Here is an 8,747-nt window from a genome sequence, read left to right on the forward strand (position 1 = left end):
CGCGGTGCTCAGAGCTTGCTCAGGTCGGGAAAGGGCCGCACCGGCTCGCTGCCGTCCCAGCCTTCGCTGCAGGCGCGAATCAGGTCGAACATCTTGCCCTTGGGGCCGGCGACTTCGGACAGCTCGATCACGGTGCCGGGGTGGTATTCGGTGTCGAAGTAGATGAAGCGGCCTTTTTCGCCGACCTCGCCGCTCATGACGGGCTTGAAGCCCTGCTTGAGCAGGCGCGCCAGGTCGGCGTCGTAGTCGCTGGTCCAGTAGGCGACGTGCTGCAGGCCGGTGCGGCCGGCGCGCAGGAAGTCGCGGTACATGGAGGGCACGTCGTTGCGCGTCTGGATCAGCTCGACCTGCACAAAGCCCGAGTTGGCCAGCGCCACGGAGTTGTGCGGTTCATGCGCTTCGCCGTTGTAGCGGTAGTTCTTGATGGGCACCCTGGGGTTGTAAAACCAGGGGCCCACGCCCAGGGTTTTGCTCCAGTAGTCCATCGCGGCCTCGATGTCGGGCACGACGTAGCCCAGTTGGCGGATCTCGCCAAAAAATTTGCTCATGTGTGTTGCTCCAGTGAAATGGAAGGATTTGGGGAGGCTCAGGTTTTGAGGAAGCCGGTGGAGAACCAGGGCACGGCGGCCACCAGGGCCAGGCCTATGAGCAGCGCGCCCATATAGGCCCAGATGAAGGGAATGCCTTCGTCGGGGTCGACCTTGCTGACCGCGCAGGCGCCGTAATAGCCGACGCCGAAGGGCGGCGCGAACAGGCCTATGCCCATGGCGAAGATCACGACCATGGCGTAGTGCACATCGTGCACGCCGACCATGCGGGCGATGGGAAACAGCAGCGGGCCGAACAGCACGATGGCGGGAATGCCTTCGAGCACGCTGCCCAGGATGACGAAGGCGACGACGGACACCGCGAGGAAACCGTAGGCGCCGCCGGGCAAGCTGCCCATGATGCGCGCCAGGTCTTGCGAGAAGCCTGACTGCGTGAGGCCCCAGGCCATGGCGGTGGCGCAGCCGATGATGAACATGATGGCGCCGGTGAGCGACGCGGTCTCGACCAGCATGGGCATGAGGCGCCGCCACGGGAACTGGCGGTACAGGAAGAGCCCGGCCAGCACCGAGTAGAAGATGCCTATGGTGGACACCTCGGTGGCGGTGGCCACGCCTTCGACCACCGCGGCGCGTATCACGAAGGGCAGGATGATGGCGGGCAGGGCGATCAGCAGCAGCTTGCCGATTTCGCGTTTGCTGTGGCGCGCGACGCCGCTCAGGTCTTCATGGCGGTAGCGCCACCACACGACCGTGCACAGGGCCAGCCCCAGCACCACAGCGGGCAGCAGGCCGCCGGTGAACAGCGCGGCGATGGACACGCCGGTGACCGAGCCTATGGTGATCAGCACGATGGAGGGCGGTATGGTTTCGGTCTGCGCGCCGGTGGCCGACAGCAGGGCCACCAGGTCGCCGGGCTTGGCGCCGCGTTTCTTCATTTCCGGGAAAAGCACGGGCGCGATGGCGGCCATGTCGGCGATCTTGGAGCCCGAGATGCCGGAGACCAAATACATCGCGCCTATGAGCACATAGCTGAGGCCGCCGCGCACATGGCCCAGCAGGCTGGCGAGGAACTGGATCATGGCCTTGGCCATGCCGGTCATCTCGATCAGCGCGCCCAGGAAGATAAAGAGCGGTACCGCCAGCAAAATCATGTGCGACATGCCCTCGTCCATGCGGCCGACCATGACCAGCAGCGGCGTGGACGTGGTGAGCGCGAGGTAGCCGAAGGTGGCCAGCGCGAACGAGAACGCGATGGGCACGCCCGACAGCACGGTGCCCGCGACGACGATGACAAAAAAGAGGATCAGGTTGAGCTTGCCCAGCGGCTGCAGCAGCGGTTGTGCAAACCAGAAGAGCAAAACCACGGCCGCGGTGCCGGCCAGCGCGATGCCGGTCTGTTTGAAGCTGCTGATGCGCAGCAGGCGCAGCACGGCGACGACAACCATCAGCCCCATGCCCACGGGGATGGCCGAGGCGCGCCAGGCGTTGTTGACTTCCATCGCCGCGGTGACGATGAAGCTCTCTTCATAGGCGTATTCACCGGCGGGGTAGATCACCAGCACCAGAAAGGCAATGGAGGCGGTGATGGCGATGGTGTCGAGCAGCGCGCGGGTGTGCGGGCTGACGTTGTTGACGAGGGCCGTCATGCGCATGTGTTCGCCGCGGCGCAGCGCGACGACCGCGCCCAGCATCGACAGCCACAGGAACATGATGGAGGCGAGTTCGTCCGACCAGACCAGCGGCGCATGGAAAACATAACGCGAGACCACACCGGCAAACAGCACGAAGATCTCGGCCAGCACCAGGGCGGCGGTGATGGACTCCACCACAAAGCCCAGGCCGCGGTCGGCCTTGTGTGCGAGGCCGCTTAGCGCGTTGGCGGGTGGGGCGTCGGCAGTGGGTTGTGGGGAGCCGTGGGACATGGGGTGAATCTCCGGAAAGAAGGCGAGAGAACTGGGGCTGCTGGTTTTGCTCCTTCCCCCGCTGGGGGAAGGTTGGGATGGGGGCGTGCGGCCGCGGAATAAGCGCTTGCTCCATCGCCGCCGGCCCCCACCCTGCCCTCCCCAGCGGGGGAGGGAGGAAGAGGGGAGAACTTCTTATGCCAGCTTGCCCACCGACTGCTCGAGCAATCCCCAGGCTTCGGCACCAAAACGCTCCTTCCACTCGCCATAGAAACCGGCCTCGCGCAGCTTGGCGCGGAAGCTGTCCGAGGTGGGGCGATTGATGGTGAGGCCCTTCGATTGCAGATCGGTCACAACCGTTTCGTTGAGCTTCTTGATGTCGTCGCGCTGCTGCAGGCCGGCTTCGTTGATGGCGCGGGCGACGATGGTCTTGAGGTCGGCGGGCAATTTCTCCCAGGCGCGGCCGTTGGCGATGAACCAGTAGCCGTCCCAGATGTGGTTGGTCAGCGAGCAGAACTTCTGCACTTCATAGAGCTTGGCGACCTGGATGATGGGCAGCGGGTTTTCCTGCGCGTCGACGATCCTGGTCTGCAGCGAGGAGTACACCTCGCTGAACTGCAGGCTGGCGGGCGCGGCGCCCAGGCCCTTGAACATGGAGATCGACAGCGGGCTCACCGGCACGCGGATCTTCAGGCCGTCCATGTCTTTGGCGCTGGTGACCGGCGCCTTGCTGCTGGTGGTCTGGCGAAAGCCGTTGTCCCACATTTTTTCAAAGGCATAAAGGCGCGACTTGCCGATGGCTTCGCGCACATGCGCGCCCAGCTTGCCGTCCATGGCGCCCCACACCTGGTTGTAGTCGCTGAAGGCAAAACCCACGGCATTGATGGCGGCCACCGGCACCAGCGTGGCAATGACGAGGGCCGAGGGCGTGAAGAACTCGATGCCGCCGGAGCGCACCTGGGCCAGCATGTCGGTGTCGCCGCCCAGCTGGTTGTTCGGGAAGATCTTGATCTCGACCCGGCCGTTGGTTTCTTTCAGGATGCGGTCGGCGGCCTGCTGGGCGCGGATGTTGAGCGGGTGGGTGACGGGCAGGTTGTTGCCGTATTTGTAGGAGAACTCGGCGGCGCGGGCCATGGAGGGCAGGGCGGCGGCGATGCCGGCGGCAGGAACGGCGGACAGGGTGCGCAGCACGCTGCGGCGGGTGACTTCGGTCATGGTTTGTCTCCAGTTTTGTTTTGATGCGTTTTGATGCATCATTGGGTGAAAGCAGCGCAACGATAGGGGTAGGGTAGTCAATCGTCAAACGAGAAAAATGATGGAATTTGATGTATGAGGGTTATCCCTGATGGATTGCAGAGGCAGCAGCAGCGGGCCCGTGTGGTCGACATTGCGCGGGCTGCCGGCGTTTCCACCGCCACTGTAGACCGGGTGCTGAACCAGCGCCCCGGCGTGCGCGGGGCCACCGCGCAAAAGGTGCTCAAGGCCGCCGCCGAGATGGATTACCTGCCTGAGACGGGGCTGTATGCCGCGCTGGCGGCGCCGCCCATGCGCCTGGCTTTTTTGCTGCCCGACGGCGGCAACCGCTTTATCCGCATGCTGGGTGACACAGTGGGTTATTCGCAGGAACACCTGACGCCTTTCAACGTGAAATGCCGCACCGAGCTGTTTGAAAGCTTCAACCCGCATCAGCTGGCCGCCAGCCTGTTGCAACAGGGCAAGCGCAGCGAGGGCATCGCCTTCATGGCGCTGGAGCACCCGGCGGTGCGCGAAGCCGTCAGCGAACTGGCCGCAAAGGGTGTGCCCACCATCACGCTGATTTCGGACCTGTCGGGCTCGCAGCGCGCCGGTTATGTGGGCCTGGACAACCGCGCGGCCGGGCGCACGGCGGGCTACCTGGTGGGGCGCTTCATCGCGCCCGGCGCGCGCGGCGGCAAGGTGGCGCTGATCGCCGGCTCGCTGAGCTACCGCGCGCATGAGGAGCGGGAGGCCGGCTTCCTGCATGTGATCGAGGAGATGTTCCCGACGCTGCAGGTGGTGGGCCTGCGCGAGGGGCAGGACGATGCGCAGAAAAATTACGAGCAGACGCGCACGCTGCTGGAGCAATACCCGGACCTGGCCGGCATTTACAACATAGGCGGCGCCTCAGACGGCGTGGCGCGGGCGCTGAAGGAAACCGGCCGCGAGCACAAGGTGGTTTTCATAGGCCACGGCCTCACGCCCGACACGCGCGCCATGCTGATAGACGGCAGCATGGACGCGGTGATCACGCAAAGCCCGCAGTCGGCCATGATGAGCTGCGTGCGCATGTTCACCAACCTGCGGGACAAGCGCGATGTGATGAGTGGGGTCGACGCAGTGCGCAGTCAAGTCATCTTCCGGGAGAACCTGCCCTAACCCCTGTTGGGGCTCACTGCGTGTAGCCCCCTCTCCCCTTGCAGGGGACGGGGAGATGGATACACCCCTATCGGCACTCACTTCGTGTAGTGCCTTTTCCCCTTTCAGGGGACAGGCGCCTTGCGGCCGGCAAAGCCGGACCGCGGCCCCCACTTGAAGGGAAAGCGCGGCTTGGTCGACTTGTTACCTTGGTCATTTGCCATTGCTGTGCGGCCTGCATACAATGACCACAGCTTGTCGGGGTGCCAAGGATGTTTCGTAAGGAATGCCAAGGCTGAGATCGCAGTCTGCGAGACCCGCTGAACCTGATCGGGGTCATCCCCGCGTAGGGAACAACGCAATTGGCTCCGGCACTCCGTAGCGGCACCCCCAGAGGCCGCCCCAGGACCCTCCGGCTCCCCAGCAGGCACCCCACCTCCTGGAGAACCACATGGCCAAAACCCGACTCACCGTTGACACCCAAGACCTCACGGGCCGCATCACGCGCGCGCCCTTTCCCGGCTCGGCGAAGATTTACCTCGAGGGCTCGCGCCCCGACATCCGCGTGCCGTTTCGCGAGGTCACGCTGACCGACACCCTGGTGCACGAAGGGGCCGGCGAGCCGCGCCGTGAAGCCAACCCTCCCCTGCGCCTGTACGACGCCTCGGGCATCTACACCGATCCGGCCGCGCCCATCGACATCACACGCGGCCTGCCGCCGCTGCGCGGCGCCTGGATCAACGAGCGCCAGGACACCGAGGCCCTGGCCGGCATCAGCAGCGCCTACGGCCGCCAGCGCCTGAATGACCCGGCCCTGGCCGCGTTGCGCATGGCGCATGCGCCGGTGCCGCGGCGCGCCAAGGCGGGCGCCAATGTGTCGCAAATGCATTACGCGCGCAAGGGCATCATCACGCCGGAGATGGAATACATCGCGGTGCGCGAGAACCTGGTGCGCGCGCAGCTGGCCGAGCGCCTGAAGACCGAGCGCCTGCCCAAGGCCGGCCACTCTTTCAACGCCGCCATCCCGAAAGAGATCACGGCCGAGTTCGTGCGCGATGAAGTGGCACGCGGCCGCGCGGTGATCCCGAACAACATCAACCACCCGGAAAGCGAGCCGATGATCATCGGCCGCAACTTCCTGATCAAGGTCAATGCCAACATCGGCAACTCGGCGGTCACCTCGAGCATTGAAGAAGAAGTCGACAAGCTGGTCTGGTCGATTCGCTGGGGCGCCGACACCGTGATGGACCTCTCGACCGGCGAGAACATCCATGAAACCCGCGAATGGATTCTGCGCAACTCGCCGGTGCCGATCGGCACGGTGCCGATTTACCAGGCGCTCGAAAAAGTCAACGGCAAGGCCGAGGACCTGACCTGGGAAATCTTCCGCGACACGCTGATCGAGCAGGCCGAGCAGGGCGTGGACTACTTCACCATCCACGCCGGCGTGCGCCTGGCCTATGTACCGCTCACGGCCAACCGCCTGACGGGCATCGTCTCGCGCGGCGGCTCCATCATGGCCAAGTGGTGCCTGTCGCACCACAAGGAAAGCTTTTTGTACGAGCGCTTTGACGAGATCTGCGAGATCATGAAAGCCTACGACGTCTGCTTCTCGCTGGGCGACGGCCTGCGCCCGGGCTCGATTGCCGACGCCAACGACGAGGCGCAGTTCGCCGAGCTGCACACACTGGGCGAGCTCACGCAGATCGCCTGGAAGCACGACGTGCAGGTGATGATCGAGGGCCCTGGCCACGTCCCGCTGCAGCTGGTGAAGGAAAACGTCGACAAGCAGCTGGAGGCCTGCTTCGAGGCACCCTTCTACACGCTGGGCCCGCTGATCACCGACATCTCGCCGGGTTACGACCACATCTCTTCGGCCATGGGCGCGGCCAACATCGGCTGGTACGGCACGGCCATGCTGTGCTACGTGACGCCCAAGGAACACCTGGGCCTGCCCAATCGCGACGACGTGAAGCAGGGCCTGATCGCCTACAAGATCGCCGCGCATGCGGGCGACCTGGCCAAGGGCTACCCGGGAGCGCAGATGTGGGACAACGCGGTGTCCAAGGCGCGCTTTGAGTTCCGCTGGGAAGACCAGTTCCGCCTGGCGATTGACCCGGACACGGCCATGGCCTACCACGACGAAACCCTGCCCAAGGAGAACGCCAAGGTCGCGCATTTCTGCTCCATGTGCGGGCCGAAGTTCTGCTCGATGAAGATTTCGCAGGAGGTGCGCGAGTTCGCGCGGCTCAACCCCGCGAGCACCACGCTGGCACCGGCCGCGGGGACGATTCCCATCAAGCAGATCGCGAGCGGCTTTGAGGAAAAGGCCAAGGAATTCCGCGAAGGCGGCAGCGAGATTTATTCCTGAGCAGTTCCTGAGATGAACAGTTTGCACATCGGCATTGCGGGCGCGGGCCTGGCAGGGCGCACGCTGGCCTGGCGCCTGCTGCGCGCCGGCTGCCGCGTGAGCCTGTTCGACGCGCGGGCGCGCGGCGACCTGGCCACGGCGTCGATGACGGCGGCGGCCATGCTCTCGCCGCTGGCCGAGCTTGCAGTGTCCGATGATGTCGTGTTCGCGCTGGGCCAGCGCTCCATGCAGCTGTGGCCGCAGTGGATCAGCGAGCTGGCTGATCGGGGCCTGCCGGTGTATTTCCGGCGCGAGGGCACGCTGGTGGTCGCGCATGCGCCCGACCAGAGTTCGCTGGCGCATTTCACCGGCCTGCTGCTGCACAAGCTGCCCGAAGCCGCGCGCGCGCAGGTGCGCACGCTGGACGCGGCGGCATTGGCCCAGGCCGAGCCGGCGCTGGCCGGGCGCTTTGGCAAGGGGCTGATGCTGGACGGCGAGGGCCAGCTGGCCAACGACCAGTGGATGGCCGCGCTGGCGACCGAGATAGACCGGCTGGGCGGCACCTGGCTTGAAGGCCGGGCCGTCGATGCGGTCAAGGACGGCCATATTGAATGCGGCGGGCAAACCTACGATGTGGATGTGGCGGTCGATGCGCGCGGCGTGGGCGCCCGGGAAAGCTGGCCGCAGCTGCGCGGTGTGCGCGGCGAGGTGCTCACGGTTGAATGTGACGGCGTGAGCCTGCAACGCCCGGTGCGCCTGATGCACCCGCGCTACCAGCTGTATGTGGCGCCGCGCCCGAACCACCAGTTTGTGGTCGGCGCGACCGAGCTGGAGTCGGAAGACACGGGGCCGGTGACCTTGCGCTCTACGCTGGAGCTGGGCAGCGCACTGCACAGCCTGCACCCGGCTTTTGGCGAGGCACGGGTGTTGCGCCTGGCTGCAGCCTTGCGCCCGGCGCTGGACGACCACCGGCCCACAATTGCGCAGCGGCAGGGCGTGTGGCACATCAACGGCCTCTATCGCCACGGCTACCTGTGCGCGCCGGCGCTGGTCGAGGACCTGGTTCATCAACTGTTGGGGCAGTGAAAATGAATGACATGACAACACCGCTCACTATCTCGTTGAACGGCGAGACTATAAAAACCGATGCGCCCACTTTGCAGGCATTGTTGCTGGCGCGGGGTTACCCGTTGCAAGGCGCATTTGCCTGCGCGATCAACAACAGTTTTGTGCCGCGCCCTCAGTGGCCGGAGCGCGTCTTGAATAACGGCGACCGCATAGACATCGTCACCCCCATTACCGGAGGCTAGGCCATGGACACCACCACCGCTTCATCCGCCATCGCCCACGGCAGCCCCTGGACTGTCGCCGGCGTCACCTTGTCCAGCCGTTTTTTCCTGGGCACTTCGCATTACCCCTCGCCGCAGGTGCTGGGCGATGCGGTGCGTGCCAGCGGCACCGAGGTGCTGACGGTGGGCCTGCGCCGGCTGCAGCCCGAAAGCGGCGGCGGCAACAGTTTCTGGCAGCGCGTGCAGGCCATGGGCTGCCGCATCCTGCCCAATACGGCGGGCTGCC

General features: G+C 65.4%; 7 protein-coding genes, 1 pseudogene and 1 riboswitch. Of the genes and pseudogenes, 5 read left to right on the plus strand and 3 right to left on the minus strand.

What is annotated here, in order from left to right:
- Positions 1 to 8 precede the first annotated feature (8 nt).
- From PMI15_RS01170 to PMI15_RS01180, 3 genes are all read right to left on the minus strand, one after another.
- Entirely contained in the window at positions 9 to 548 is a 540-nt protein-coding gene (locus PMI15_RS01170; protein ID WP_007862751.1) for a VOC family protein, read from the minus strand.
- A gap of 38 nt (positions 549 to 586) precedes the next feature.
- The gene (locus tag PMI15_RS01175) at positions 587 to 2,470 is read right to left on the minus strand and encodes a TRAP transporter large permease subunit (RefSeq protein ID WP_007862752.1); all 1,884 of its coding nucleotides are present in this window, start codon (positions 2,468 to 2,470) and stop codon (positions 587 to 589) included.
- Positions 2,471 to 2,644: 174 nt separating this feature from the next.
- Positions 2,645 to 3,664, minus strand: a complete 1,020-nt coding sequence (locus PMI15_RS01180; RefSeq protein ID WP_007862753.1) for a TRAP transporter substrate-binding protein — start codon at positions 3,662 to 3,664, stop codon at positions 2,645 to 2,647.
- A 114-nt stretch (positions 3,665 to 3,778) separates the two neighbouring features.
- Here PMI15_RS01180 and PMI15_RS01185 point away from each other — a divergent pair, with 114 nt between their 5' ends.
- The 5 genes and pseudogenes from PMI15_RS01185 to PMI15_RS01205 form a co-directional block, all read left to right on the plus strand.
- Positions 3,779 to 4,843 carry a LacI family DNA-binding transcriptional regulator gene (locus tag PMI15_RS01185; RefSeq protein WP_007862754.1) on the plus strand — a complete coding sequence of 355 codons (1,065 nt, stop codon included), beginning with the start codon at positions 3,779 to 3,781 and terminating at the stop codon, positions 4,841 to 4,843.
- Between the two features lie 228 nt (positions 4,844 to 5,071).
- Positions 5,072 to 5,192: riboswitch (TPP riboswitch) on the plus strand.
- Positions 5,193 to 5,273: 81 nt separating this feature from the next.
- The gene (gene thiC / locus PMI15_RS01190) at positions 5,274 to 7,193 is read left to right on the plus strand and encodes a phosphomethylpyrimidine synthase ThiC (protein ID WP_007862755.1); all 1,920 of its coding nucleotides are present in this window, start codon (positions 5,274 to 5,276) and stop codon (positions 7,191 to 7,193) included.
- 12 nt (positions 7,194 to 7,205) lie between these two features.
- Positions 7,206 to 8,258 (plus strand): glycine oxidase ThiO, encoded by a 1,053-nt coding sequence (gene thiO, locus PMI15_RS01195; RefSeq protein WP_007862756.1) that lies wholly within the window; start codon positions 7,206 to 7,208, stop codon positions 8,256 to 8,258.
- Positions 8,259 to 8,260: 2 nt separating this feature from the next.
- On the plus strand, positions 8,261 to 8,482 hold the full coding sequence (thiS, locus tag PMI15_RS01200) for a sulfur carrier protein ThiS (RefSeq protein ID WP_007862757.1): 222 nt from the start codon (positions 8,261 to 8,263) through the stop codon (positions 8,480 to 8,482).
- A 3-nt stretch (positions 8,483 to 8,485) separates the two neighbouring features.
- Positions 8,486 to 8,747: pseudogene (locus PMI15_RS01205) on the plus strand (thiazole synthase); the annotation flags it as partial.

Source organism: Polaromonas sp. CF318, from assembly GCF_000282655.1.
Classification (GTDB): Bacteria; Pseudomonadota; Gammaproteobacteria; order Burkholderiales; family Burkholderiaceae_C; genus Polaromonas.

Excerpts from the sequence above, each read along its gene's own strand:
- PMI15_RS01170 (WP_007862751.1), bottom strand. The coding sequence starts at position 548 with ATGAGCAAATTTTTTGGCGAGATCCGCCAACTGGGCTACGTCGTGCCC.
- PMI15_RS01175 (WP_007862752.1), bottom strand. The coding sequence starts at position 2,470 with ATGTCCCACGGCTCCCCACAACCCACTGCCGACGCCCCACCCGCCAAC.
- PMI15_RS01180 (WP_007862753.1), bottom strand. The coding sequence starts at position 3,664 with ATGACCGAAGTCACCCGCCGCAGCGTGCTGCGCACCCTGTCCGCCGTT.
- PMI15_RS01185 (WP_007862754.1), top strand. The coding sequence starts at position 3,779 with ATGAGGGTTATCCCTGATGGATTGCAGAGGCAGCAGCAGCGGGCCCGT.
- thiC (WP_007862755.1), top strand. The coding sequence starts at position 5,274 with ATGGCCAAAACCCGACTCACCGTTGACACCCAAGACCTCACGGGCCGC.
- thiO (WP_007862756.1), top strand. The coding sequence starts at position 7,206 with ATGAACAGTTTGCACATCGGCATTGCGGGCGCGGGCCTGGCAGGGCGC.
- thiS (WP_007862757.1), top strand. The coding sequence starts at position 8,261 with ATGAATGACATGACAACACCGCTCACTATCTCGTTGAACGGCGAGACT.